Annotated in this window: 15 protein-coding genes; 11 read left to right on the top strand and 4 right to left on the bottom strand. The window is 44.0% G+C overall.

The genetic code is table 11. The features are described from left to right. Positions 1-26 precede the first annotated feature (26 nt). The 3 genes from G588_RS0100420 (at position 27) to G588_RS0100410 (ending at position 3,287) form a co-directional block, all read left to right on the top strand. Positions 27-884 carry a PHP domain-containing protein gene (locus tag G588_RS0100420; protein ID WP_022776779.1) on the top strand — a complete coding sequence of 286 codons (858 nt, stop codon included), beginning with the start codon at positions 27-29 and terminating at the stop codon, positions 882-884. A gap of 86 nt (positions 885-970) precedes the next feature. Further along, positions 971-1,570: a bifunctional phosphoserine phosphatase/homoserine phosphotransferase ThrH gene (gene thrH / locus G588_RS0100415; RefSeq protein ID WP_022776778.1), complete on the top strand. Its 600-nt coding sequence runs from the start codon at positions 971-973 to the stop codon at positions 1,568-1,570. A gap of 250 nt (positions 1,571-1,820) precedes the next feature. Further along, positions 1,821-3,287, top strand: coding sequence for a hypothetical protein (locus G588_RS0100410; protein ID WP_022776777.1), 1,467 nt, complete (start codon positions 1,821-1,823; stop codon positions 3,285-3,287). 61 nt (positions 3,288-3,348) lie between these two features. Here G588_RS0100410 and G588_RS0100405 read toward each other — a convergent pair whose 3' ends face one another. Next, positions 3,349-4,224 (bottom strand): phosphoribosylaminoimidazolesuccinocarboxamide synthase, encoded by an 876-nt coding sequence (locus tag G588_RS0100405; RefSeq protein ID WP_022776776.1) that lies wholly within the window; start codon positions 4,222-4,224, stop codon positions 3,349-3,351. An 86-nt stretch (positions 4,225-4,310) separates the two neighbouring features. After that, complete coding sequence (locus tag G588_RS0100400; RefSeq protein WP_022776775.1) at positions 4,311-5,951, bottom strand: ABC-F family ATP-binding cassette domain-containing protein; 1,641 nt, start codon at positions 5,949-5,951, stop codon at positions 4,311-4,313. Between the two features lie 169 nt (positions 5,952-6,120). On the opposite strand from G588_RS0100400, the gene G588_RS0100395 reads away from it, so the two are divergent. The 4 genes from G588_RS0100395 (at position 6,121) to ppdK (ending at position 13,500) form a co-directional block, all read left to right on the top strand. Continuing rightward, a complete protein-coding gene (locus tag G588_RS0100395; protein ID WP_022776774.1) occupies positions 6,121-7,431 on the top strand; it encodes an MFS transporter in 1,311 nt (436 codons plus the stop codon). 92 nt (positions 7,432-7,523) lie between these two features. Beyond that, complete coding sequence (locus G588_RS0100390) at positions 7,524-9,422, top strand: GDSL-type esterase/lipase family protein (RefSeq protein ID WP_022776773.1); 1,899 nt, start codon at positions 7,524-7,526, stop codon at positions 9,420-9,422. 160 nt (positions 9,423-9,582) lie between these two features. Next, the gene (locus G588_RS0100385) at positions 9,583-10,485 is read left to right on the top strand and encodes a glycerophosphodiester phosphodiesterase family protein (protein WP_022776772.1); all 903 of its coding nucleotides are present in this window, start codon (positions 9,583-9,585) and stop codon (positions 10,483-10,485) included. Between the two features lie 177 nt (positions 10,486-10,662). Further along, positions 10,663-13,500, top strand: a complete 2,838-nt coding sequence (gene ppdK / locus G588_RS0100380) for a pyruvate, phosphate dikinase (protein ID WP_022776771.1) — start codon at positions 10,663-10,665, stop codon at positions 13,498-13,500. 83 nt (positions 13,501-13,583) lie between these two features. Here ppdK and G588_RS0100375 read toward each other — a convergent pair whose 3' ends face one another. Both G588_RS0100375 and G588_RS0100370 read right to left on the bottom strand, forming a co-directional pair. Then, the gene (locus tag G588_RS0100375; protein ID WP_155830713.1) at positions 13,584-14,528 is read right to left on the bottom strand and encodes a hypothetical protein; all 945 of its coding nucleotides are present in this window, start codon (positions 14,526-14,528) and stop codon (positions 13,584-13,586) included. A 198-nt stretch (positions 14,529-14,726) separates the two neighbouring features. Continuing rightward, positions 14,727-16,298 (bottom strand): RICIN domain-containing protein, encoded by a 1,572-nt coding sequence (locus G588_RS0100370; RefSeq protein ID WP_022776769.1) that lies wholly within the window; start codon positions 16,296-16,298, stop codon positions 14,727-14,729. Positions 16,299-16,586: 288 nt separating this feature from the next. Between G588_RS0100370 and G588_RS0100365 the strand changes: the two genes are divergently transcribed. The 4 genes from G588_RS0100365 to G588_RS0100350 all read left to right on the top strand — a co-directional run bounded on the left by G588_RS0100365 (position 16,587) and on the right by G588_RS0100350 (position 26,483). Then, positions 16,587-19,115: a DUF342 domain-containing protein gene (locus G588_RS0100365; protein ID WP_022776768.1), complete on the top strand. Its 2,529-nt coding sequence runs from the start codon at positions 16,587-16,589 to the stop codon at positions 19,113-19,115. 108 nt (positions 19,116-19,223) lie between these two features. Beyond that, a complete protein-coding gene (locus G588_RS18540; protein WP_022776767.1) occupies positions 19,224-21,704 on the top strand; it encodes an efflux RND transporter permease subunit in 2,481 nt (826 codons plus the stop codon). A gap of 1 nt (position 21,705) precedes the next feature. Continuing rightward, the gene (locus G588_RS0100355) at positions 21,706-25,689 is read left to right on the top strand and encodes a hypothetical protein (protein ID WP_022776766.1); all 3,984 of its coding nucleotides are present in this window, start codon (positions 21,706-21,708) and stop codon (positions 25,687-25,689) included. A 104-nt stretch (positions 25,690-25,793) separates the two neighbouring features. Continuing rightward, complete coding sequence (locus tag G588_RS0100350) at positions 25,794-26,483, top strand: F0F1 ATP synthase subunit A (RefSeq protein ID WP_022776765.1); 690 nt, start codon at positions 25,794-25,796, stop codon at positions 26,481-26,483. The last annotated feature ends 23 nt before the right edge of the window (positions 26,484-26,506 follow it).

Below are 26,506 nucleotides of genomic sequence, written 5' to 3'. Positions count from 1 at the left end.
ATAAATTTTTATATGGAGAGAAAATAATGAGAGCGATAGATTTACATACACATTCCAATTGTTCGGATGGAAGTTATTCTGTTAAGGAGCTTATCGATTATGCCCATGATAAGGGACTTTCGGCAATAGCACTTACAGACCATGATACGGTCGCAGGGCTGGATGAAGGAATTGCCTATACTGCTGGGAAGTACCCGGATATGGAGTTTGTGCCCGGTATAGAATATTCCACAGTTGAGGAAGGCAAGGATGTTCATATCGTAGGCCTGTACATCAATCACAGGGATGAAGCTTATCAGAAGAAGCTTCAGGAATTCAAGGATTCCAGAATTAACAGAAATATCAAGATGTGCAAGAAACTCACTGAGGAAGCCGGCATACCCATCACCTATGATGAACTTGTGGAGAAGAATCCCGGAGCTGTCATAACAAGAGCTCACTATGCAAAGCTCATTATGGAAAAGGGATATGTTAAGAGTCGACAGGAGGTTTTTGACAGACTTATCGGGGACAACTGCCCCTATTTTGTGCCAAGGGAAAAGATACTTCCGGAGCAGGCTATAGAGCATATTCTGCAGGCAGGAGGAGTGCCTATTCTGGCTCATCCTATTTTGTATCGCATGAGTGATGAGAGATTGGAAAATCTGGTTAAGCGCCTGAAGGCAGCAGGACTTATGGGATTGGAGGCTATTTATTCCACCTATGAGCCACGGGAAGAAAGAGATATGAAGGCTCTCGCAGGCAAGTATGACCTGCTTGTCAGCGGAGGTTCTGATTTCCATGGAGCCAATAAGAAGGATATTGATCTGGCTGTAGGAAGAGGTAAGCTCTTTGTTCCTGAGGAACTTCTTCCGCCTATTAAAATGGCAGCAGGCAAAAAATAAATCTTTTGGGTTTGTCTGGAAGCTACATGTATGCTACAATCTTTATGGATTTAATGTGTTAAAGTATATATGAAGGAGTGTGTATTATGAATATCGTTTGTTTGGACCTTGAGGGAGTACTTGTACCGGAGATATGGATCGCCTTTTCACAGGCCAGCGGAATTCCCGAACTTAAGAGAACCACCAGAGATGAACCTGACTATGACAAGCTCATGAGATGGAGACTTGGAATCCTTAAAGAGCATGGCCTTGGACTTAAAGAGATACAGGAGACCATCGCCAAGATCGATCCCCTTCCGGGAGCAAAGGAGTTCCTTGATGAGCTTCGTAAGATCACACAGGTAATCATTATCAGTGATACCTTTACACAGTTTGCAACTCCTCTTATGGAGAAGCTTGGCTGGCCCACCATTTTCTGCAATTCACTGGTGGTTGCCGATAACGGTGAGATCACAGATTTCAAGATGAGAATCGAGAACTCCAAGCTCACAACAGTCAAGGCTCTTCAGTCCATCGGCTACGAGACCATCGCTGCCGGTGACAGCTACAACGACCTTGGTATGATCCAGGCCTCCAAGGCAGGCTTCCTGTTCCGCTCAACAGAGCAGATCAAGGCAGATCATCCCGAGCTTCCTGCCTTCGAGGAATACAGCGACTTCCTCGAGGCAATCAAGAAGGCGCTGTAAGATAATAAATAAACTAAAGGTGTCAGGCACGCGGTGCCTGGCACCTTTTTGGTATGACATAGAGTTAGTACAAGTCAGTCGAACGCCAGTCTCCATGGCCATGCGGTGGTAAAGATTGGTGAGCGTGTACTTGAGGATGACTGTACTGTAAGTTTCGCAGTTACGAATAATCATTTTACTATTTATTTTTTTGCATTATAGTGAGAAAATAGAAAGGTAGGAATTATAGTTTAAATCTTGGGGAGATGTTATGAGGGGGATTAAGCATCGCACTGTTTTAACGTTTGTTCTTGCTTTTATTCTGATGAGCTTTATTCTGGTGCTGGCACTGGGGATCATCTATTCGGTGCCGGTTATCGATGATTTTAATTTCTATGATATGCTAAGGAGTAATCAGCATTATCCCAGTATTTTTACAGCAGCGATATCACAGGCTCTTTGGATGTATGGGAACTGGCAGGGGGCATGGTTTACCAACCATCTTGATATGTTTGCCGTAGGCATAACTAAATTAAGTTATACCGGTGTCAGAATCTATTTGTTTTTATCCTTTATTCTTTTTATCTATGCACTGTTTAGATTGGTTTCTATGGTGCGATTCCTTGTTGACGAATCATATAAGTGGCCGGCTGTTTTAGTGATGATGAATGTCGTTGTTTTTACCGGAATGAATCTTACTCCTGCCAGGGAAGAACTGTACTGGCTCACGGGAGCGGGTGGATATACGATTCCGATGGCTATGGCGTTTATCGGTTTGGAACAGTATGTGCAGTATTTTCTGTACGGTAAAAGAAAAAGTTTTATCGGAGCTGCTGTTTGTCTGATGCTTGGCTGCGGCGGAGCGCTGAATGTGGCGGGTTTTGCCTGCGCAGGCGGTTTGTGTATAGCACTTGGTTTTGCTTCTAAGATTGTAGCCGGAAAAGAAGATACTGTAAGTAAAAAGTTATCCTGGCTTCCGTTTGCAGGAGCTGTCCTCAGCGCAGTGATCAATGTATTGTCACCGGGAAATTTTGACAGATTGGAGGGAGAATCGGGACACGGACTCAGTGTCGTGACTGCACTGGCCAATACAATCAGACAATTGTTGGGAAGGGCATATGTTCTGTATAAGAATCAGTATATTGTAATGGCATGTATAATAATGTTCTTCGCCTTCCTGGCATTTAGGGCAGAGGGAAAATGTATCAGGGATAAACAGATTCTATATGGGATAGTTTCAGTTGTGCTTATTCTTGGTGCTTCAGTTTTTCCGGTAAGTCTTGGGTATGGAAGAGTAACAGGACAGGAGAGAATTCTTTTCCTTGTGGATCTGGAAATCGTACTTGCTTTTGCTTTGGTTATAGCTCTGGTTTCCAATATGGTCGGAGAAGAGATGGCCAAAAAGAACATTGCTGTTAACTGGGGTACTTTGATACCGATACTGATCTTCATGGCTTATCTGAATATCAGAACCATAGGTATTGGTGATCTGATGCTATACAAGACGGCACGGGAATTTGCTGACGGGACCATGCATAGCTATTGCAGTATGAACGCCGAAATGATTGAAGATGTGCGCGGGGCTGATGAACAGGACGTGGAAGTGGAAGTGAGTCTTGTTAATTCAGGTGTGTTATTGGGAACAGGTGTGAACGATGATAAGGACCACTGGGTTAATGAAGCCTTTGCAGCCTGTTTCGACAAGGAATCTGTGAGGATAATATTCCTAAATAATTAAATTAGAATAGTAAGATAACCAAAAAGGTTGAAGCATATAAATGCTCCAACCTTTTTATGATTTATACGTTCAGTTCGCTGCCTGTAAGAAGCTTATAAGCTTCAAGATACTTATCTATAGTCTTGTCGATTACATCCTGAGGAAGGTTGTAATCACTGTCGGGATTGGCTTTAAGCCAGTTACGAACAAACTGCTTGTCGAAGGAAGGCTGATCGTGACCTTCTTCGTAGCCCTCTACAGGCCAGAAACGTGATGAATCGGGAGTGAGCATCTCATCACCGATAACAACCTCGCCGTTCTCATCGATACCAAACTCAAACTTGGTATCTGCAATGATGATGCCGCGAGTGAGAGCGTAGTCTGCACATTTCTTGTAAAGAGCGATTGTGTAATCTCTGATCTTGGTAGCGTATTCCTCGCCGTGTCCCGGGAAGGCCTTTTCAAGAACCTCTACGCTGCGGTCAAAATCGATGTTCTCATCGTGATCACCGATCTCTGCCTTGGTGCTGGGAGTGTAGATAGGTTCAGGGAGCTTGCCGCATTCCTTAAGTCCCTCAGGAAGCTTGATTCCACAAACTGTTCCGTTTTCTACATAGCTCTTCCAGCCGCTACCTGTTATATAGCCACGAACGATACACTCTACGGGGATCATTGTGAGCTTTTTGCAAAGCATGCTGTTTCCTGTAAACTCAGGTGTTCTGAAAAACTCAGGCATATCAGCTGTATCTGTGCTGACCATGTGGTTCTTAACAATATCCTTGGTAAGGTCAAACCAGAACTTGGACATCTGTGTAAGAACTGCGCCTTTTTTGTTGACTTTGTTCTTTAAGATAACATCAAAAGCTGAAATTCTGTCGGTGGCAACCATGATAAGGTTCTCGCCGATATCGTAGATTTCTCTAACCTTTCCTTCTTTTACGGGACTAAATGTCTGCATGCTTTTTTCTCCTCCGCTTTCGCATAAATAATATTGTAAGCCGCCGGGGCGGGATACTAACTACGCTATATTACAAAATGGTGGAATCAGTCGTCTTCTTCCTCTTCGGCAACAGTGTTGTATACTGTACGCTTTCTTGCCATTTCATCATTTTCAAGGTACTCATCATAGGTGGATCTCTTATCAATAAGTGATCCGTCGGGCAGAATCTCCATGATTCTGTTGGCTGTGGTCTGAACAACCTGGTGGTCACGGCAGGCGAAGAGCTCAACACCGGGGAACTTGATCATTCCGTCGTTAAGAGCGGAGATGGATTCCATATCAAGGTGGTTGGTGGGCTCATCGAAGATAAGGCAGTTGGCACCGGAGATCATCATCTTGGAAAGAAGACATCTTACCTTTTCTCCTCCGGATAATACCTTAACCTTCTTAACACCGTCCTCACCGGCAAAGAGCATACGGCCAAGGAAGCCTCTTACATAAGTAGCATCCTTAATCTCAGAATAGCCTGTAAGCCACTCGGTGATGGTGTAGTCGTTGTCGAACTCCTTGGTGTTGTCCTTGGGGAAGTATGCCTGTGATGTGGTTACACCCCATTTATAGGTTCCTTCATCGGGCTCAAGCTCTCCTGAAAGAATCTGGAAGAGAGTGGTCTTGGCAAGCTCGTTACCGCCTACAAAAGCGACCTTGTCCTCTCTCTGGATTACGAATGAAATATTGTCGAGAACCTTCTCACCGTTAACAGTCTTGGAAAGACCTTCAACGGTAAGGACCTCGTTACCGATCTCACGGTTAGGTCTGAAGTCAATGTAAGGGTACTTTCTGCTGGAAGGCTTGATAGTATCAAGCTCAATCTTCTCGAGAGCCTTCTTTCTGGAAGTAGCCTGCTTACTCTTACTTGCGTTAGCTGAGAAACGAGCGATGAACTCTTTAAGTTCCTTGATCTGTTCCTCTTTCTTCTTGTTGGCTTCCTTCATCTGACGGATCATCAGCTGAGATGACTCATACCAGAAATCGTAGTTACCGGCATAGAGCTGAATCTTACCGTAGTCGATGTCTGCGATGTAGGTACATACTTTATTAAGGAAGTATCTGTCGTGGGATACGACAATAACTGTATTCTCAAAGTTGATAAGGAACTCCTCGAGCCATGCGATAGCATCCAGATCAAGGTGGTTGGTAGGCTCGTCCAGAAGCAGGATATCGGGATTACCGAAAAGTGCTCTTGCAAGAAGAACCTTAACCTTCTGTGCACCATCAAGCTCCTTCATAAGCTTGTAATGGAACTCTGTATCAATTCCAAGTCCGTTAAGAAGTGACTCTGCATCAGACTCAGCTTCCCAGCCGTTCATCTCGGCGAATTCTGCCTCAAGCTCGCTGGCACGGATTCCGTCTTCGTCTGTGAAATCCTCTTTTGCATAGATGGCGTCCTTCTCGTTCTTGATCTCGAAGAGACGGGCATTACCTGCAATTACGGTATCGAGAACCACGTTCTCATCATATTTGAAATGGTCCTGCTCAAGGAAGGAGAGACGCTCGCCATCGGAGATAACTACATCACCGTTGGTGGTCTCAATCTGTCCTGAAAGGATCTTAAGGAAAGTTGACTTACCGGCACCGTTTGCTCCGATGATACCGTAGCAGTTACCGGGAGTGAACTTGATGTTAACTTCTTCAAAAAGAGCTTTTTTACCAACTCTTAAGGTTACGTTATTTGCACTAATCATTAAAAAATAACCTCTCAAAATTCAATTAATCTATCCTTTGCAACAGTTCGTATTATATGAGAATCTTCTATAAAATGCAACCATTCGTATTGTAGCTTTTTCACATTGCTAAAGAAGCGTTCATTCCTTAATATATTTATATGTGAAAAAATGATTGGGGGAACTAAATATGAAGCTTAATTACAAACGTACTATTCTTATCGGATTTGCGTTCTTTTCTATCTGCGCATTCTGGCAGTTCTATGACAATGAGATTCCCAAGATACTGAAATATACCTTTAAGCTGGGTGAGACGGCAACCGGTGTGGTTATGGCTCTTGATAACGTGCTGGCTCTGTTTCTTCTGCCTTTTTTCGGCGCTCTTTCAGATAAGACTGATACCAAAATGGGTAAAAGAATGCCCTTTATAGTAATAGGAACAATCCTGTCCACGGCGCTGTTATTTATTCTTATAGCAGTTGCCCGCCCCAGCGGAAGTCTTCCTTTGTTCATCGTGATCTTGCTCCTTCTTCTTATTGCGATGGGAACCTACAGATCCCCGGCGGTCTCTCTTATGCCCGATCTTACACCGGCTCCCTGCAGGAGCAGTGCCAACGCCATTATCAATCTTATGGGAACCCTGGGCGGCATCTATATCCTTGTGATGATCAAGGTTTTGTTAAAAGAAGCTGATGATCCGGCGAGGACCAACTATATTCCCCTTGTGATGAGCCTTATTGCATGCATGATACTTGCGGTTCTTTTAGTATTTGTAACTATCAAGGAGAAGAAGATCAAAAAAATCATAGAGACTGAAGGCGGACTTCATTCCCTGGGAGAATCTTTTGACAATGACGAGAAGACAGCCGAGGGTGGCAAGAACGACATGCCTGCGGATGTTAAGAAGAGCCTGATGTTTCTTCTTGTATCGGTATTTTTGTGGTTTACCGCCTATAACGCAGTAACTACAGCTTTTTCAAGATTCGTAGTGGAGGTGTGGGACCTTCATGACAACGCTTACGCAACTTGCCTTCTTGTTGCCACCGGTGCTGCGACCCTGAGCTATGTGCCGATCGCTTATGTTTCAGGCAAGATTGGAAGAAAGAAGACTATCCTTATCGGTATCTCGATTATGGCCGCAAGCTTTGTAATCACCGGACTTTATCCTCATTTTTCAACCTCAATCAACATATTCTTTGCTCTGGTTGGAATCGGCTGGGCAGCCATCAACGTCAATTCTTATCCCATGGTTGTTGAGATGAGTAAGGCAGGAGATATAGGTAAGTTTACAGGAACCTATTACACCTTTTCCATGGCAGCGCAGGTGTTTACTCCGATTTTCTCGGGATTTCTTTTGGAACATGTTTCTTATAAAACGCTTTTCCCTTATGCGTTTATTTTCTCGGCGCTGGCATTCTGCACCATGTCTATGGTTAAGCATGGAGATACCAGACCTGAGAAAAAGAAAAGTGTGCTTGAACATTTTGATGTAGACGATTAATGGTTGAAAAGTATTAAAATTTTATAAAATTTCGCTTTATAAAATATAAACTTTGTTGTAAGATGTAAAAAGATGTTTATAGGAGTATGGCGATGTTTTTGAAAAATTTTACTATTTGCGGAGGTGCTGCGGATAGTACCTTTACAACCGAAAAAGGCTATGGGACATGGGAGCCTGATATGGCAAGAACTCTGAAACCCACAGCTTCCGAACAGGCACTTAAGAGCGGCGGCTGGAACAGAAGAGTTTTTGAGAAGAATGAGTGTTTTCCGGACAGAGAAGTCCTTATTATCAAGGCTGAGGTGCCTGTCTTTGGCACCTACAGGGTTATAGTAAGGATCACTTCCGGTTCTGATAAGGTGGAGAATCTTATTCTTTTTGCCGGAAGAAGGAATCTGATAGACCGCGGAGTTGTCATCGAAGCGGGCGGTTCCTATGAGAAAGAGTTCCATACTGCCGTAACTCCGTATATTCCCGCTCTTTCTTCAAGGAGATGTGAAGAGAAGGCTGTTTATATCAGCCTTACCGGTGAGAACCTGTTAGCCTACGATGAGAATGTTGTATCTCCGGTTTTACGTGATGATATTTCAGTTGATATTACTATAGAAGAGAAGGAGGTTCCTGTAATCTGGATCGCAGGTGATTCAACGCTTACGGACCAGAATGCGGGAGTACCGTATTTCCCCAAGGACAGCTGCGGCGGATGGGCCCAGATGCTATCTATGTTTATCCAAGGTGCGGCTGTATGCAACATGGCGCATTCAGGACTTACCTCCAACTGTTTCAGAGATGATGGTCATTACGCCATTGTCCAGGAACTTATTAAGTCTGGTGATCTTCTTGTTATTCAGTTTGGTCATAACGATCAGAAGAGAAGAAACCTTAGTGCGTTCAAGGGATATTACAACAACCTTCTTAGATATGTAGAAGAGGCCGACGCTGTAGGTGCCAAGGCTATAATATGTTCTCCTATCAGCCGTATTCCACTCACATTAAGTGAGGGCGAAGCCAGAGAGCTGGATATGCCGAGGCATTATTCATTGCTTTCATCCTATGCGAAGGCAGCGCGCAAGGCCGCTGAGAATAGCAATGCGTTTTTTGTTGATCTTCATGAATTTACTTTTGATAAGTGGGTCAGTGTTTCTGATAGGGCATCTGATTTCTTTATAAAAGGTGATATTACTCATACCAATGATCTGGGAGCAATGATTATTGCTGACCGGTTCATAGAAGAGTGCAGGAAGGCTCCCGATTGTTCTATTAATGATTATGATAACGGCCGAGCTGCTGATTTTTCAGAGAAATCCTTCGATATGGAAGAGGCTCCTAAGGAGATTCCGGCATCGGATTTCCCCGGAATAGAGCTTCCTTATGTGGATATTCCCAAGATCAGAGATTGTATATTCATTAATGAGGCTCTGAAATATGGAATCCTGGATCCTTGTGTCATGCATCTTCATCCTGATGATGAGATGCCGAGAGCGCAGTTTCTTATGAGCATGTTCAAGGCCTTCAGGAAGACAGGAGTCAGACCTTATCATAAGAAATACGCCGACATAGCTGTTGATGAATGGGATTCAGGCTATGTTCAGGCTCTTATAGATGAGAATCTGATAGATGACATAACCATCAAGAGAATAGGCGACAAGCAGTTCTTCAGACCCGATGATGCCTTGTCCTACGGTGAATATGCAAGTTTTCTAATCCGCTTTATGGAGAAGGATAAGTCCAAGAGAAACATTTCCATGGAGGAGTGCCTTAAGAAGGCATATGATCTCGATATTATCGGCGATATCTGCAAGGGTAATGAGAATGATTTTGATTTTGATAATGATGATGAGATCATTTCCGATGGCCCGGATTATAAGATGGCAGGCTGCCCTTATATTTCAAGAGCCAGGGCCTACAGGGGGCTTGCCAGAGTAATGGATATCATCGGTGGCATGGGAACAGCGCTTCCTGCTGATGCAGAGGTGCATCCGGCGCATTGAACTGTATGAGTGATTTTTGATATTGCGTGAAAATAATAACAATAATACAAAGTCCCGACAAATTTTGCGATTTGTGGGACTTTTTTGTTGCGAAATTAACAAATAGGCTGTAAAATATTTAGCGGATTAGTTAAAAAATTATCAGTAGGAAGTGATTTGGATGTTGTTTTTTGAGGTTTTATGCTTTATCGTGCTGGCATTGGCAGTGCTGTATTTTCTTATGATAATGCCAAGAATGCTGCATAAGCCTTCAAGAGAGCCTTACACCAGGGTGCTGTACGCACACAGAGGCTTACATGACAATACTTCCGAGGCCCCGGAGAATTCCATGGCTGCTTTTAAGAAGGCTGTGGATGGCGGATATGGCATTGAATGTGACGTTCAGCTCACCAAGGACGGTGTTCCGGTGATTTTTCACGATTTCACACTGGCCAGAGTTGCCAGATATGATGACAAGGCCTCACATTTAGAGGAAGGTTGTAACAATCCTGATGGTTCCATAGGAGTTGCCGGTAAGGTAATTGATTATACATACCGGGAATTGCAGCAATTTCACCTTCTTTCTTCTGATGAGAAGATTCCGAGATTTGAAGATTTTCTTAAGATGGTGGATGGTAAGGTTCCGCTTATTGTAGAGCTCAAGATTGAGCTTAAGGACCTTTCGGTATGTCCCAAGGTCAATGATCTTCTTAAGGATTACAAGGGAGTCTACTGTATCGAATCCTTCAATCCTCTCGGTGTTTTCTGGTATAGGAAGAATCGTCCCGATGTCATGAGAGGTCAGCTCTCGGATGAATTCCACAAGGATAAGCCTGAGGAATTCAAGGGGGTTCTGTATTTCATTCTTACCAGCTTACTGCTTAATTTTATTACTAAGCCGGATTTCATTGCATTTAATCATAAGTTCCCTACCAGCCATTCACTTTGGCTATGCAGACATCTGTACGGGAACGTGGCCGCAGGCTGGACCATCAAGAGTGAGGAAGAGCTTGAACGGGCCAAGAAGAATTTCGATATTTTCATTTTTGACAGTTTCATCCCTAAGCAGGGAAATAAAGTCTGATAATTATCCATAACTTATCTGAAGTGTTTGCTACCGCCGTGATGTATATGTACTCAAACAGATTGCTTGAATACATATATGTCATTGCGGAAGCGTCCGTCAATGATAAGTATATGGTGGTTATAATATGCAAATAGAAAGGTTACCGATTAGAGGATCGGTAAGAAAGGTAAAAACATGGCGAACAAGTGGGTTTATATGTTCAGCGAAGGTAACATGACAATGCGTAACCTTCTCGGTGGTAAGGGTGCTAACCTTGCTGAGATGACAAGCATTGGTCTTCCTGTACCTCAGGGCTTCACAATCACAACAGAGGCCTGCACACAGTATTACGAGGATGGTCGTAAGATCAACGACGAGATCATGGCTCAGGCTATGGAAGGTGTTAAGAAGATGGAGGAGCTCAACGGCAAGAAGTTCGGTGATCTTCAGAATCCTCTTCTTGTATCAGTTCGTTCAGGTGCTCGTGCATCAATGCCTGGTATGATGGATACAATCCTCAACCTTGGTCTTAATGATGAGGTAGTAGATGCAATGATCAAGGGCAATCCTGATCCTGCATTCGAGCGTTTCGTATATGATTCATATCGTCGTTTCATCCAGATGTTCTCTGACGTTGTTATGGAAGTAGGTAAGAAGTACTTCGAGCAGCTCATCGACAAGATGAAAGAGGAGAAGGGTGTTAAGTTTGACGTAGATCTTACAGCAGCTGATCTTAAGGAACTTGCTACACAGTTCAAGGCTGAGTACAAGAATCAGCTTGGCAAGGATTTCCCTTCAGATCCTGTAGAGCAGCTTAAGCTTGCTATCGAGGCTGTATTCCGTTCATGGGATAACCCTCGTGCTAACGTATATCGTCGTGATAACGATATCCCTTATTCATGGGGAACAGCTGTTAACGTAATGCCTATGGTATTCGGTAACCTTAATAATGAGTCTGGTACAGGTGTTGCTTTCACACGTGACCCTGCAACAGGTGAGAATAAACTTATGGGTGAGTTCCTTATCAACGCTCAGGGTGAGGACGTAGTTGCCGGTGTTCGTACACCTATGCCTATCGCTCAGATGGAGAAGGAATTCCCTGAGGCATATGCTGAGTTCATCAAGGTTTGTGAGACTCTTGAGAATCACTACCATGACATGCAGGATATGGAGTTCACAGTAGAGAACAAGAAGCTCTACATGCTTCAGTGCCGTAACGGTAAGAGAACAGCTCCTGCTGCTCTTAAGATTGCTTGCGACCTCGTTGATGAGGGACACAAGACTCCTGAAGAAGCTGTAGCAATGATCGATCCTCGTAACCTTGATACACTTCTTCACCCTCAGTTCGATGCTGCTGCTCTTAAGGCTGCAACACCTATCGGAAAGGGTCTTGGCGCTTCACCCGGAGCTGCTTGCGGTAAGGTTGTATTCACAGCTGATGACGCTGTAGCTTGGGCTGAGAGAGGCGAGAAGGTTGTACTTGTTCGTCTTGAGACATCTCCTGAGGATATCACAGGTATGAAGGCTGCTCAGGGTATCCTTACAGTTCGTGGTGGTATGACATCACACGCTGCCGTAGTTGCTCGTGGAATGGGTGAGTGCTGCGTATCAGGTTGTGGCGACATCAACATGGACGAAGAGAACAAGAAGTTCACTCTTGCAGGAAAAGAGTTCCATGAGGGCGACTTTATTTCAATCGATGGTACAACAGGTAACATCTATGATGGCCAGATCGCAACAGTTGATGCTAAGATCGCCGGCGAGTTCGGACGTATCATGGCATGGGCTGATGAGTTCAGAAGACTTAAGGTTCGTACAAATGCTGATACACCTGCAGATGCTAAGAAGGCTAGAGAGCTTGGCGCTGAGGGTATTGGTCTTTGCCGTACAGAGCACATGTTCTTCGAGGAAGACAGAATCGCTGCTTTCCGTGAGATGATCTGCTCAGATACAGTAGAAGAGAGAGAGGAAGCTCTTGATAAGATCCTTCCTTACCAGCAGTCAGACTTCAAGGCTCTCTATGAGGCTCTTGAGGGATGCCCTGTTACAATCAGATTCCTTGATCCTCCGCTTCACGAGTTCGTTCCTACAACTGAGGATGAGATCAAGAAGCTTGCTGCTGCAAAGAACAAGAGCGTAGAGGAGATCAAGGCTATCATTACATCTCTTCACGAGTTCAACCCTATGATGGGTCACAGAGGATGCCGTCTTGCAGTTACATATCCTGAGATCGCTAAGATGCAGACTAAGGCTGTTATCCGCGCTGCTCTTGAAGTTCAGAAGGAGCACCCTCAGTGGAATGTTAAGCCTGAGATCATGATTCCTCTTGTATGCGAAGTTAAGGAGCTTAAGTACGTTAAGAAGGTAGTTGTTGATACAGCTGATGCTGAGATCGCAGCTGCAGGCGCTAAGCTTGAGTACGAAGTTGGTACAATGATCGAGATCCCCAGAGCTGCTCTTACAGCTGATGAGATCGCTAAGGAAGCTGATTTCTTCTGCTTCGGTACTAACGACCTTACACAGATGACATTCGGATTCTCTCGTGATGATGCTGGTAAGTTCCTTAATGCTTACTATGACACCAAGATCTTCGAGAACGATCCTTTCGCTAAGCTTGACCAGACTGGTGTTGGTAAGCTTATGGAGATGTCACTTAAGCTTGGTAAGCCCGTAAATCCTTCACTTCATGTTGGTATCTGCGGCGAGCACGGTGGAGATCCTTCATCAGTTGAGTTCTGTCACAAGATCGGACTTGACTATGTATCATGCTCACCTTTCCGTGTACCTGTAGCTAGACTTGCTGCTGCTCAGGCTGCAATCGCTGACAAGGCTGCTAAGTCTTCTTGCGATGCAACCAAGTCTTTCGTAGACGAGGAGACCAAGGAGAAGCTTAAAGAGGCTGCTGAGAAGGCTCAGGTAATCGCTAAGGAGCTTGCAGAGACATCTGCAGAGGTAGCTAAGGCAGGACTTGCAGGACTTAAGGCTGGTCTTGAAGAGGCTAAGAAGGTTTACAACGACAACAGAAATAAATAATTTCTGATTTAGATTAAACTCAAAAGAGGGTTGCCACTTTAGTGGCAACCCTCTTTTTTAGGTGCGCCTAGCGGCGCAATTATTTATTCATTTACATGATGAACGATCTGTATCCATTTGGTATGCTGTGAATCACTGTAGCTTACAACGATACGGCAATCCATGTTGTTCTCGAATACAAAAGTGTAGGACGAGGAAGAATCGGACTCATTGGAAAACTTGGGCTCTCCTATAGCGGCCAATACTTCATCGCGAGAGGAGTTTCTGGTTGATAGCTTGCCGCCAAAGAATCTTAAATCAGTTCCAAGTTTCTCAAGTGACAGTGTTGCTACGGAAATGTGTGTTGCCTTGCAATCACGAACGTTTAACGGAGCGGAGGTGAAATTGGCAACTCTGAATTCGAAATGCTGCAGGTTATCACCGGGGCAGTACAGATCAACATATTCTGAATCGTCCGGCTGAATCTGCTTATCTTTGTCTTCTTCATTGCAGAAATGCCATCCGTTGTCGAGAAGAGTACTGAAATCAAGTGGAAGTGTATAGTTCACATCAAACAGACTAAAGGAATAAATACTGTCTGATTCGCTGTACGTAGGCGCCGATGTGATCCCGGTATCTGTAACTGTGTTTGCTTCTGGTTCGTCAATTTCTATATCGGAAGTATCGGGAATATAATCCTCGGTAACGGAAACCTCGGGAGCCGGACTTTTTCTTGTTACTGCGTCATATATGAAGAGCCCACCGAAAACCAGCAAAATTGCGGCTACAAGTGTTCCACCGAATAAAGCGATCTTGAGCATTATAGATGGGGACTTTTGAGTAGGTGAACTAACCATCTGTTGTTGGTACATGTATGGCTGCATCTGTCCGGGATTTGTAGGATACTGATTGGTGTTGTTTAACCCGTTTTGCTGATACATGTTACTGTTATTATAAGGCTGTTGATAATTATTACTGCCGTATGGTTGCTGGTTGTTGTACGTAGGCTGAATTGGTTGTCCTGTCACAGGATCATAGTTATTCTGCATTTTTTTCATACGCTCCTTGGTTATTTGGTCTCAAACTGCACTGTTAATGCATTCTTTAGTAGTTTGAGGCTAAATCATTATATTACATTCGGAATAAAAAATAAATGCAGGAAAGTGCATTTTTCCTGCATTTATTCAAACTATTTCGTTTATTTGTATCCAGTGTGGGAGAATTGCGTTTAATATATGTCTATATTATCAGAAACCAACGCAAGTTCCCTTTAATGTAGCGCCTTTGATGTTGTTCTTACCGTTTTTGGATGTGCAATCCTGAATGATTGCTGTTCCGAAGGTGACCTTCTTGCCAAGAGCTGAAGGAGTTCCTTCCTTAGGCCAGTTGTAGTTGTATTTCTTGTTGCCGTCTGCAAGGCAGTTCTTCATGGTTACAACACCGTTCTGGTTGTTTCTGTCGAATCCGCTGGCATAGTTGCCGATTGCCTGACATCCCTCAAGATAGTGGTTAAGAGGATCAAGGTGAGCTGCAACGCCTGATGTCTTGTTGTCTACACCACCCATTTTGAATCCGTTGCCATCACCGTAAATACCATTGCAATAGCCGTTGTAGTTAGCCTTGCAGTTCTTAAGTGTAACTGCACCGTGAGCTGCATAGCAGTCCCATCCGTCATCACTGTTGTATTCGGCTACACAGTTCTCGAAGTAGTTGCCTACACCTGAATGAAGCTTAACAGCAAATCCGTCTGCGTTCTCACCCTTAGGATCTGCGTTGTGGTGTGAATGGCAGCTGTAGAACTTGTTGTTGGCACCGCCGTTACTTACCTGGAAGCCTGCATCCTTGTTGTAGCAGCAGGTTACATTTGTAAGAGTGTTGTTGCTGCCATCGATGAAAATACCGTTGTCAGCTGCATTCTTAACTGTGAAGTTCTCGAGCTTACTGCCGCTTCCGGAGATTGTGATTCCTCTTCCTGAATTGCCGCTTGTAGAAGAGAAGTCGATGGTTGCATTGTTCTTACCTGAAATATGTACTCCGCTCTTAAGCTTAACAGCGCCGCTCTTTACAGTACCATCGATAATAATGGTTGTTCCTGCTGAAGCCTTGCTGATTGCTGACTCAAGAGTTGTTCCACCATTTTTAACTGTGATGGTGTTGCCGGAAGGTGCTGTTGAACCTGATCCGGAACCACTTCCTGAACCACTGCCTGAACCTGAGCCACTGCCTGAGCCTGAGCCGCCGCTTGAACCTGAACCGCTTGAACCCTGATTGCAGGCTTCAAATTTGAACTGCTGACAGGCTTTTCCGGTGTATTTCATTGTGATAACATTGGCGCCGTCTGAAGAAGATGAGCCGTTAACATCAACAGCCTGCTTGTTATTGCTGCATTTTGTCTGAAGTGCTACCACACCGCTGGAGATTTTTTTAACCTTAAAGGTCTGTGAATCTCTGCCGTTGGCAACCCAGATCTGAATATTTGTGCCATTGTCAGCCTTACCACCGTTAACATCCAGCATGCGGCCCCCCTTAAGACCACTTCTGATGGTGATATAGTTGCTGCCTAAATTGGTTACGTACCATTTCTGAGCATCGCCTCCGATGCCTTTCCACTGCTGGACATTTGCGCCGTTGGAATCGTTTCCCCCTGCTACATCAAGATATTTCTGACTGCCGATATCTTTGATGTAATACCATCCATCTGCAATGATGTTCGATCCCGCCTCAGCGGTTTTCCCCGGTGTAGCCACATTAGCTGCGGATATTACCACAGATGCTGTCAGTATGGCTACGAATAACTTTTTTACATACTTACGAAACATTTTTCAATACCTCCTAATTGTCACTTGCATTTAGTCTCCCAAACCAAAACACGATAGAATCATAGCATAGGGAGATACAGAATGAAAGCGCTTTCATGGCTTAAAAACGTAGAAAATAGCGGGGGGATTTTTGGTGAAAATGTCAAATAACTCAGAACGTTGACGGAGAAGTGTATAGTAAATTCTTAAAATTCAATAAATACTGATGAATATACACTGTATGTTGATAGTAGATAAACTTAAAAAGGTTTATAATATTAACATCAGATCATTATCATAGGAGAAAATATGCTGCCTGAAATGGATATGATTGATGAACTGAATACCAACGCAGGACTGGATTCCTTTGATGACATGGCATATCAGAAGGAACTGGAACTATGTAAGAAGGTGGGGGCTGATGTTGAAAAGCTTAAGGCCCTTAAGTTTAATGCGCTCCAATTGTCTGAGATCAGAAAAGGAATTACTCAGAAGGTTGACGTAACTAAGTATTTTAATCCCCAAATTCCCTGGACAGCAATGGAGGAGATGCGTCTTGAGATGCATCAGAAGGTTGATATGTCTGAGTACCGCAAGCAGGGCTTTGACACTCAGCAGCTGTCCCAGATAAGGCAGGGAATTCTTGATGAAGTCGATGTTTCCACCTATGCCCAAAAAGAATACTTCGCCGATCAGATGAAGCAGATAAGGCTCGGCCTTAGTAAGACTGAGGGAGTTCCTGTCATCTTTTATCTTGACCCGGCTTTTAACTCTCAGCAGATGAGAGAGATAAGAAAGGCGCTGCAGGCAGGAATAGACATTTCTGGTTTTGCAAGAGTTGAGATGCCTTATCTTAAGATGCGTGCCATAAGAAAGGCAGCTGAGGACGGCCTTAATTTTGACCAGGCTACCATAGACAGGTACAATGCCAGCATCCTGAATCAGATGCATCAGGCATTTGTTGAAAATATTGATATTTCTTCATATATCCAGCAGGGATTTGATGAGGAACAGCTGGAACAGGTGAGAATATCGCTTAAGGAGATCCTTCCCATTGATCGTTTCATCACTTCCGATATGCGCGGTGATGCCATAAGAGAGATACGCTTTGGTCTTGAGGCGGGAATTCAAGTGGCCAAATATGCAGATCCGGCCTATGGCTGGCAGCAAATGAAGGAAATGAGACTGGGGCTTGAGCATCAGATAGATATCACTCCATACTGTAATCCATATTATCATGCGGATCAGATGTTTGAGATACGAATGGGCATCGAGGAAGGCCTGGATATCAGCAAGTATTCCAGCCTTATGTACACCGCAAGAGATATGTACCGCATCAGACAAAAACTTCTTGATGAAGGTGCATACCTTAATGCCCAGGCAAAAGCAGCAGGCGAAAAGGGTGAAGGCGAACAGATCTTTACCAAGCTTGAAGGCAGGACTGTTGATGATCGTATGGCTGAAGATATGCTTGTCAGAAGAGATGAGATCATATCCGTGGAATCCAACAATATGATCTGTTATATGACATTGCCTCTAAGACGAGACGGTGCCGCATATACAGAGAAGGCAGTTCTTGGCTTTTTGACCAAGGCAAAAGTTGCCTTTGGAATTGATTACAACGCCATTGCGGATGTAGTTAAAAACAAGAAGATAGGCCATAAGTTCGTTGCGGCGGTTGGAAAGCAGCCTGTCAACGGAGAGGACGGCTATTATGAATATTTCTTTGATACTTCTGAGATGGCGGAGCCTACTATCTTAAAAGATGGTACCGCAGACCTGTCCAATATTGAGATGCTGAGACAGATCAAAGTGGGTGATAAGGTTGCCCGGTATCATAAGGCAACAAAGGGAGAAGAAGGCTACGACGTTTTTGGAAAAGAGCTTGTGGCCAAACCGGGAAAAGAGATCCCCATCCTTAAGGGAACCGGCTTTATGATTCTTAATGACAGAGTGACCTATGTGGCAACACTAAGCGGTTCCATCAGGATGGAAGATGGCGAGGTTCATATTCAGAAACTCATAGTCCTTCCTGAAGTCAACATAACTGACAAGAAGATTAAATATGATGGAACCGTTTATGTGACCGGCAATGTTAATTCCGGAAGTGAGATAGAAGCCACCGGCGATGTGCTTGTGGGAGGTCATATGGAGTCCTCGGATATCATAAGCGGAGGAAACGTCATTATAATAGGAGGCTGCACCTGCCCGCTTCGAGGTGGCGTCGATGCAAAGGGCAATGTTTCTGCCAAGTATTTTGAGGGCGCCACTGTCAAAGGAAGAAATATCACCGCCAACTTTTTTATCAACTGTGAGATCTTCGCATCGGGACTTCTTAAGACATACGGAAGAGCCGGTATCATATATGGCGGTACAGCCAATGCTCTGTACGGTATGGAAGTAGCACATCTCGGAAACAAGAGCGGTGCCAAGACAATAGTCAACATTGGTGTAAATAATCAGATCCTCACCCGGTACAATGCAATTACCAAGGAGCTTAGCAGGGAAGAGGATGAGCTCAGTGCTCTGGATTCGGAGAGGATCAGAATTCAGGAAGTGGGGGCCGGTGATAAGCGGATAATGCAGTGGAAGATCAAGATCAACGCCGCATACAGTGCCAAGGAACTCAAAATCAAAGAACTGAAGGAAAAGAAAGCAGCTCTGGAAGATGAGATTGGCAAAGGCCGAGGCGCAAGGGTTCTTGTAACAGAGGTTGTATATGCCGGAACCTATTTCATCATAGCCGGAATCAGGCTTAAGATCGAAGAGGACAGAAAGGCCTATGGCAAGCTTACCTTCAAGGCCGACATAGAAAATGAATCCATTGTAGCAATATAAGAATAATTCGGGCAGGCAAAAAATATTGCCTGCCCATTCTTTATGTAAACAATCATGCATATATTTGTGTTATAATATATAGTACAAAACTATGGGGGAGTCATATACATGGAAAAAAAACAGGGGAATGCAGGTGGCAGCGTCATGCTGAAAATCTGCGCATTTATTGTTGATAAAAGGAATCTGTTCTTTCTTATTTATGCTATTTTGTGCATTTTCTCCGTAATATCACGGGGCTGGGTATCCGTCGAGAATGACCTGGCTTATTATCTTCCCTCCGACAGTGAAACCAGGCAGGGGCTTGACCTTATGCAGGAGCAGTTCACAACCTACGGAACCGTCAAGGTTATGGTGGCCAATATATCCTATGATCAGGCGCTTATGATAAAAGAGGATATAGAGGCAATGGACGGAGTTTTTTCCTGTGAAGCCGATGACAGCAGTGATCATTATGCTAACGGTTCCGCTCTTTTTAATATTACCTTTGATTATGATGAAAAGGATGAACAATGCCTGGTGTGCCTTGAGCAGGTACGGGCATACTTTGATAAGTATGATTCCTATGAGTCCACTACACTTGGAGATATACAGTCAGAACTTATAGGCAAGGAGATGGATGTTATCTCTGTTATTGTTGTAGTGATAGTCATTGCGGTACTGCTTCTTACATCGCAGGCCTATGCTGAGGTTCCGATTCTTCTGTTGACCTTTGGCTCTGCGGCTCTTGTGCAGATGGGAACCAATTTCCTTCTGGGGACCATTTCCTTTGTATCGAATTCGGTTACTATAGTTCTTCAGCTGGCACTGTCTGTGGACTACGCTGTTATTCTCCTTAACAGATACAAGGAAGAGAGGGCCAAGATGGAAGCCCGTGAAGCGGCTATTGTGTCTTTGTCCAAGGCAATCCCGGAGATTTCGGGGAGTTCCCTCACCACTATGGGCGGTCTTATAGCCATGCTCTTTATGCAGTTTGGAATCGGCAAGGATCTTGGTATTGTTCTGATCAAGGCCATAATCTTGAGTCTTTTGTCGGTATTTTTACTGATGCCCGGCATTATCATGCTCTTTTCAGGTCTTATGGAAAAAACCAAGCACAAAAATTTTATCCCCCAGATTCCTTTTGTGGGAAAATTCGCCTATGCGTCAAGATATATAATCGCCCCCGCTTTTGTGGTCATTATCATTGCCGCCCAGAGAATATCCAACGGGACTCCCTATGTATTTGGCTACAGCAGGATAACCCCTCCTATTATCAATGAAGTGCAGAAGGCAGAAAATCTCCAGAAGGAAAATTTTGCCTCCGATAACATGCTGGCACTTGTATTTCCTTCAGGTGATTATGAAAAAGAAAAAAGGCTTATTGAAGAGCTTGAAAACAACCAGCATGTAAGCAAGGTCACCGGTCTTGCAAATGCGCAGGCTCTGGGCGGGTATACACTTACTGACAGGTTATCGCCAAGGCAGTTTTCTGAGCTTCTTGATGTTGATTATGAAGTGGCGGAGCTTGTATATGCTGCATATGCGGTGAATGATTCCGATTATGCCAAGGTCGTGAATGGACTTGCCAATTACAAAGTTCCGCTTATCGATATGTTCTTGTTCATATATCAGGAGGTAAGTGAAGGGTATGTAACTCTTGATGATTCTCTCATGGACAAACTGGAAGACGCCAACAGAATGATGAATTTTGCCAAAGCGCAGCTTCAGGGTGAGGACTACTCCAGAATACTTGTTTACTCTACACTTCCTCAGGAATCGGATGAGACCTTTGCCTTCATTGAAGAATTGCATGATATCACCGAAAAGTATTACGACAAGGATAAGATATACGTCGTTGGTGAATCAGTCAGTCAGCTGGATCTTAAAAAATGTTTTTCCAGAGATAATATGGTCACAGGTGTGATATCCATACTTGCCGTTCTTGTGGTACTTCTTTTTACATTTAAGTCTGCGGGAATGCCTGTACTTCTTATCGCAGTTATTCAGGGATGTATCTGGATCAATTTCTCATTCCCTGCATTGCAGCACGACAACCTGTTTTTCCTTGGATATCTGATCGTAAGCTCCATACAGATGGGTGCCAATATCGATTACGCCATTGTTATTGCCGGCAGGTATACAGAGCTTAGAAGCACAAGAGGCAAGAGAGAGGCAATCATTGAAACCATGAATTTGTCCTTCCCGACCATCATCACATCAGGAACTATGCTTGCCGTAGCAGGAACGCTTATAGGTAACATGACCTCAGACTGTGCTATATACGGCATCGGAAAGTGTCTGGGAAGAGGAACCATCATATCGATTATTGTAACTATGTTCGTCCTTCCGCAGATACTTCTTGTGGGTGATAAGGTGATCGAGCTTACTGCATTTGTAATGAACATGCCTATTCAGACAAGGCAATTGTCCGGTGTTATGAGGATAGACGGCTTCGTACGCGGCAGAATAGAAGGAACTGTAAACGGTGTGGTCCATGCAACGGTAAAGGGTAATGTCAGCGCATTCATTGATAACGGTGATGTTGAACAACTGGAGGATTCGGAGCAGAATGTAGATCAGATTACTATGACCGGAGAGGAGGAAGTGTGATATGAAAAAGAGATTATTGGCAGCCCTCCTTGTTACGTTTCTTTTCACTTCATCGGTTCTTGTCTCTTTTGCTGATGATAAAAACGACGCAGAAACGAACGCACCTGAATTAACGTATACGACAGGCACACAGGAGAGAGCTGAAGAAAATGCTGTGGATGTGGATGAGGACATTCGGCAGCAGATTAATGATACCATCCCCGGAGAGATGGAGGAGATAAGTATAAGTTCGGCAGATGAACTTATGGAACTTGCAAGAAGCTGCAGTCTTGATACCTGGTCTGTCAATAAAAAAGTAATCCTCACCAAGGATATTTCGCTTCTTGGCAAGGATTTTGACGGCATACCTTCCTTTGGCGGAATATTCGACGGACAGGGGCATACCGTGTCTGAAGTAAACATAGACAGAGGACTTTCCTACGCAGGATTTTTTGTTTATGTGCAGAAAACAGCGCTTATCCAAAATCTTAAGATCACAGGTATTGTTCAACCGGAAGGAAATTCTACAATAGTCGGAGGTATTGCAGGGGATAACTGTGGCAGATTAAATGCCTGCTCCTTCAAGGGGATTGTCAGAGGAAATGACTATATTGGAGGTATTGCGGGAATCAATGAGTTAAGCGGTACAATTTCCTCAGGTATTTCGGAAGGCTTCATAAGCGGAAAGCATTTCATTGGAGGAATAACCGGAGAAAACTACGGTAACCTGTCAAACTGCAGAAATGAAGCGTTGGTCAATACCACCAACACCGATACGGAGATCACCATAGATTCACTCGAAGGACTTAACAAGGTCCTTAATTTCGCCAAGGACGGGGTTAAACAGGACAAGGAGGAAGCCAAGGGGGATGTGACCGTATCTGATATTGGAGGTATTGCGGGACTCAGCATCGGTATTATCTCACATTGTATTAACAACGCAGATGTCGGTTATGATCATGTTGGTTACAATATAGGCGGAATTGCCGGAAGGCAGTCTGGATATGTCATCAGATGTTCCAACAACGGAACCGTTAAGGGACGTAAGGACGTGGGAGGAATTGTAGGTCAGGCAGAACCTTATCTTACTGTTGACCTTAGCTCTGATGTTGCCTATCAGCTTGAACAGGCAGTGTCCAAGCTTCATGACAGCGTGACGGTAACTCTTAATGATGCCAAGAATGAATCAAACATCGTATCAAACAGACTTGCCGTTATTCAGAGGTTTACAGCGGGAGCTGTGAGCGATACAAGGTATCTGGCTGATGGCGCGATAGATTTTGCAAATGGTGTCGCAAGCGGAGCTACAGAGGCTTTTTCCAGAATTGATTATATACTTGAGGAGAGTTCCCAAAACGGAGGCCCCATTGACAACATAGATTCAGGCGTTGGAAATATCAAGTCTACAGCTGAAGATGTGAAGGATGCTGTTGGACACCTTGATATTGAAGAATACATCAAAGACGAGGATGAACTCAAACAGTATAGGGAGGCCAAGCTTGTACTGGAAAGCGCTAAGGCCCAGTACAAGGCACTGTATAACCAATCCGAAAGGACATATTATAACCTTGCTATCAGGGATAACAGATTGGAAAAAGAGTCCACATCAGACCTTGTATATGTAGATTCTTCCGGAAATGCGGTGACGGATTATTCAGCCTGGGGAGAGGGAAATATCGGAAGTGGTCTTAATGCAGATGCCCCGGGAAGTTGGCAGCACAAGGAAGGTGTGACTTTTCCAATAAAAGATAACGATGACGACAGCGAACTGGATGCGCTTGCCACTGCGATAGCTGCGTCAAATTGCGATGAGTATGCCAGGGCCAATTATGTCAATCCCGTTACCGGAACAAAAGGAACCTATACCGATGATGTTGCATCCAAGACTTCCACTATTCTTGGTATATACGAAAAGCACCTTCCGGAAATGGGCAAGTCGGTAAGATCTGATGCTCAGGAGGCGATGAATCACCTTGAGGATGCTTCGGATAATTTCAGAACAGCGGGAAGCCAGACCAAGAATATTATCGGAAATATTGCAGCTAAAGACAGCATTACTTTTCCGCAGTTTTCATCCGAGTACAAGGCTCATACGGCCAGCCTTGCAGATAATATGCAGGGCATGAACGATAACTTCGGCATTCTTAACCAGGAGGTTAACAATGCCGGCGGAGTATTGATAGATGATCTTCTGGATATCAGTGATCAGTTTAACAATATTCTTGAATTGTATACCGACGCGATCGATGGTGTACTTGAAAAGGATTATACCAATCTGATAACTGATGCATCCTATGAGGCAGCAGCCAATACTACAGATGCTACAATAGATTCCTGTTTCAATTACGGTGAATGTAAAGGCGATCTGGATACCTCGGGAATCGCAGGTACCATGGCAATTGAATATGATTTTGACAGAGAAAGTGACCTGACAGGAAATAAAGATAACCTGCTTAACAGTTCCTATATTACCAGATGTGTTCTTCGCGATAACAGGAACTATGGCGATATTATTGCGCTTAAGAATTATTCAGGAGGTATATGCGGACTGCAGGAGATGGGAACGATACTTAACTGCGGAAGTTATGCGAAGGTTATATCTACATCCGGTAACTATGTAGGTGGCGTCGCCGGTTCATCAATAGCACATATTGTCAGATCCTATGCTAAAGGAGAACTGGACGGCAATACTTACGTTGGAGGAATTGCCGGAAACGGCAAACATATTAAGGAATGCCTGGCAATTGTTACTGTCGGAGAAGCCACAGACTGGTACGGTGCAGTAGCAGGTCATATCGAAGAATCCGGTGAGGTGAGGGATAACTATTTTGTCAGTGATGATCTTTCAGGTATAGACAGGGTGAGCTATGCGCTCAAGGCTGAACCTGTTAGCTATGACAGCGTATCTCAGAATAAGGTATTCAAAGAGCTGGAGGAAGAGACGGAAGAAAAGGAAAGTGAGATAAAGGAAGCCGGTACCGGGGAGGCAAGTGACACGGAGCCGATGATTCAATATCGGGAATTACCTTATGAATTCAGTAATCTCACAGTAAACTTTATTCTTGAGGACGATGATCTCGACAGTGGTAAGGAAAAGATAGGCCAGATCAGTAAAAAATATGGAGATTCCATTAATGAAGATGAATATCCTGCGGTAGATGAAAAGGATGGTTTCTATATCGAATGGGATAGAGATCGGGTTGAGCGGATAACCTGCGACACCACAATTACTGCACATTATAAGAGATTCAGAACCACTCTTGCAGAAAAGAGTGAGGATGATGATTTCCATCAGTCTGAGCTTTTGGTGGACGGAGCCTTCAGAGAAGAGGATGAACTGGAAGTTGAGAGAACTCTGAATTATAAGGCTGGAGACACCGCCGAAGATGTTCAATATAATTTTGAAACTCTAAAGGTAAAGATACCTACGGATGGCAACAATATTCATATGATCAGATTCAGGCTGAATAATGCATTGGGAGAGTTGACCAGGCGCTTGCCCGGAATCTTCGGGGAACAACATCTTTTGTATCTGGTCAACGGAGATGAGAGAATTCCTATTGAAAAGACCGGTACCATGGGAGGATATTATACCTACGAAATTGAGGGTAATGAATTTGTGTTGTCCGTTGGTGTCCCCAATACAAACAGGGTATACTACCTGACAATTGCCATTATCATCGGTGTGCTCCTTTTGATATTGGTAATTATCATAGTTGTCATCGTCAATATCCACAGGCACGGTAGAAAGCTTCCGGGGGCTCTTAAGGAACTTAAGAGTAACGTATCGGAGAAAATCGAGAGCAAGGAACAGCTATTCTATGACGATTCCCAGGATGATCTGTTCAGGAAAGAGCTCAAGGAGTATAAAGAAATGCTTGAGAAGGATGGCTTGAATAAGGAGCACAGCGATGAAGCTTCTGAGAGCGCGCAAGAAATAAAAGAAGAAAAAACCGAGCATAGTAAAAACGATAAAAGCAAACGTAAGAAAAAGAGCAAGAAGTAAGCAGTACCAAGCATGATTTAAGGGCTGAATGAGGCAAGTTTTCATTGCACATTCAGCCTTTGTTTTTTATAATAGAAAGGTAGATTTTTTGGGGGATTAAAGGTATGAATATTAAGGAAGTTTTGAAGGAACTGCTACTTGAAGACAAGACCCTTATTCACATGCCCTTTGGCAACGGTAACTGTGATTTTAACAAGTCCGTTGTACTGTCATGGGTGTTTATTTTAGTTGTCTTCATATTGATTCTGATTTTTACCCATAATATGAAAGTGCATAATATCTCCAAGCGACAGGCAGCTGTTGAGGGCTTTGTTATCTGGATTCGAGGCCTTGCGGTCGGTATGCTGGGTGAAGAGGGCAAGGACTACGCTACCTACATAGTATCGGTGCTGGTGTTCCTGGCCTGCTCCAATGTGATGGGACTGTTCGGTGTTGTACCGCCGACTATGGATCTTAACGTCACAATTGCTCTGGCGCTTGTGAGTATTATAATGGTTGAGGCCGCCGGAATCAGGAGTAAGGGCGTCAAGGGATGGGCCAAGGCTTTTGCACAGCCAATGGCTGTCATAGCACCTATGAATGTGCTGGAGCTGGCTATCAGACCGTTGTCTCTGTGTATGCGACTTTTCGGTAATATCTTGGGAGCCACGGTTATTATGGAGCTTCTTAAGCATATACTTCCTGTGGGACTTCCCGTTCCTTTCAGTTTGTATTTTGATATCTTTGATGGCCTTATCCAGGCATATGTATTTGTATTCCTGACATCATTGTATATAAAAGAAGCAGTTGAATAATTTTGAATAAAGTGTAGAAAGGG

It is taken from the genome of Butyrivibrio sp. AE3009 (assembly GCF_000420845.1).
Taxonomy (GTDB): Bacteria; Bacillota; Clostridia; order Lachnospirales; family Lachnospiraceae; genus Butyrivibrio.
The sequence above is the reverse complement of the archived record's forward strand: the minus strand, read 5'-3'. Positions and strand labels throughout refer to the sequence as shown.

Bases quoted from the DNA above. Each gene is read 5' to 3' on its own strand.
- G588_RS0100420 (WP_022776779.1), top strand. From the start codon at position 27: ATGAGAGCGATAGATTTACATACACATTCCAATTGTTCGGATGGAAGT.
- thrH (WP_022776778.1), top strand. From the start codon at position 971: ATGAATATCGTTTGTTTGGACCTTGAGGGAGTACTTGTACCGGAGATA.
- G588_RS0100410 (WP_022776777.1), top strand. From the start codon at position 1,821: ATGAGGGGGATTAAGCATCGCACTGTTTTAACGTTTGTTCTTGCTTTT.
- G588_RS0100405 (WP_022776776.1), bottom strand. From the start codon at position 4,224: ATGCAGACATTTAGTCCCGTAAAAGAAGGAAAGGTTAGAGAAATCTAC.
- G588_RS0100400 (WP_022776775.1), bottom strand. From the start codon at position 5,951: ATGATTAGTGCAAATAACGTAACCTTAAGAGTTGGTAAAAAAGCTCTT.
- G588_RS0100395 (WP_022776774.1), top strand. From the start codon at position 6,121: ATGAAGCTTAATTACAAACGTACTATTCTTATCGGATTTGCGTTCTTT.
- G588_RS0100390 (WP_022776773.1), top strand. From the start codon at position 7,524: ATGTTTTTGAAAAATTTTACTATTTGCGGAGGTGCTGCGGATAGTACC.
- G588_RS0100385 (WP_022776772.1), top strand. From the start codon at position 9,583: ATGTTGTTTTTTGAGGTTTTATGCTTTATCGTGCTGGCATTGGCAGTG.
- ppdK (WP_022776771.1), top strand. From the start codon at position 10,663: ATGGCGAACAAGTGGGTTTATATGTTCAGCGAAGGTAACATGACAATG.
- G588_RS0100375 (WP_155830713.1), bottom strand. From the start codon at position 14,528: ATGCAGAATAACTATGATCCTGTGACAGGACAACCAATTCAGCCTACG.
- G588_RS0100370 (WP_022776769.1), bottom strand. From the start codon at position 16,298: ATGTTTCGTAAGTATGTAAAAAAGTTATTCGTAGCCATACTGACAGCA.
- G588_RS0100365 (WP_022776768.1), top strand. From the start codon at position 16,587: ATGCTGCCTGAAATGGATATGATTGATGAACTGAATACCAACGCAGGA.
- G588_RS18540 (WP_022776767.1), top strand. From the start codon at position 19,224: ATGGAAAAAAAACAGGGGAATGCAGGTGGCAGCGTCATGCTGAAAATC.
- G588_RS0100355 (WP_022776766.1), top strand. From the start codon at position 21,706: ATGAAAAAGAGATTATTGGCAGCCCTCCTTGTTACGTTTCTTTTCACT.
- G588_RS0100350 (WP_022776765.1), top strand. From the start codon at position 25,794: ATGAATATTAAGGAAGTTTTGAAGGAACTGCTACTTGAAGACAAGACC.